This window comes from Taishania pollutisoli, from assembly GCF_014518315.1.
GTDB lineage: Bacteria > Bacteroidota > Bacteroidia > Flavobacteriales_D > Crocinitomicaceae > Taishania > Taishania pollutisoli.
The window spans coordinates 1-1,033 of the sequence record NZ_JACVEL010000040.1 but is presented as its reverse complement, the minus strand read 5'-3'; the positions used below and the strand labels follow the sequence as shown (position 1 = coordinate 1,033).

Below are 1,033 nucleotides of genomic sequence, written 5' to 3'. Positions count from 1 at the left end.
TTTCAATTCTACATCTGCTGGCTGTGTATCGAAGTACACATCACCTGCTCCGTCCAGATACGGCACTTCGTACAGGATACCGTCGGTGATTGCTACCAGTCCGGTCTTATCGGCGAACGGCATTTCATCTACCGACTCACCAAGAACAGATTCATCTTTAATGTACACGACACCTTCGCCAGCACCAGACACACGTGAGTACTGAACCACCCGACGCGCCGGCACATCTTTAACTTTGAAAAAGCCCATCTTTATTCCTCTTTCAGGTATTTGGCAACACGCTTATCGAGCTCCGCCATCTCTTTAAGGGTTAACGGACGCCCGAATCCATCTACTGATATTACACGAAATTCTTCCGGGGTTATCCCACTATTACGAAAAATCTTACCCCTGACAGGACCGAGGGCTTCGTCCTGGAACCAGGCCGGCTGTTGTTTAAGGAACTCGTAGTAGGTCGTGTCCGCGTTTACTTGCCGACCGCCATCCGCGCCCCTGGCCGCCCGTTTTGCACCCTTATCCAGGAAGTCGAATTCGGGGCTTATTACCGGTGCTGTGCTCGACCGACAGCCAAAATGGGCCGGTGGCATCGGCCCTTTACCAATTTCCCACGTCATTCCGTCACGGGTCCTACAAACGGCAGAAGTACGAGAGTCAAGGGTAGATACCCACTCGTATTTCGTGATGATATCGTCATTCCGCGCGTAAACCTGTTGCCGTGCCTCATTAGATACGTGCGCCAGGGCTGTACGGATAACCGTCGCCGCATTACGTTCGGAAATATCGGCCAGACCACCGGGCCCGACAACGTTCTTAACTATCCGACGTGTGGTCATCCCCTGTACGAACCCAGATTTAACGCCCATAACAAGGCGATTTACCTCGGTTTGCCGCCAGCCGCTCATTAGAGAAACAAAATCAACTGGCTTTTCGCTTAGTTCAAGAGGCGCGAAAGTTGCGGCGGCCCATACTTGTTCGGCGGCCGGTGTTACGAAATTAGCGTTAACGTTGGTCGACAGGGTTTTTACGTTCCAGT

General features: G+C 52.2%; 2 protein-coding genes. Both read right to left on the bottom strand.

What is annotated here, in order from left to right; translation table 11 throughout:
• On the bottom strand, nt 1-225 hold a 225-nt coding region (locus H9Y05_RS16185; RefSeq protein WP_216714903.1), incomplete at its 3' end, for a hypothetical protein.
• A 26-nt stretch (nt 226-251) separates the two neighbouring features.
• Nucleotides 252-1,033: minor capsid protein (locus H9Y05_RS16180; protein ID WP_216714902.1), on the bottom strand; the 782-nt coding region annotated here is incomplete at its 5' end.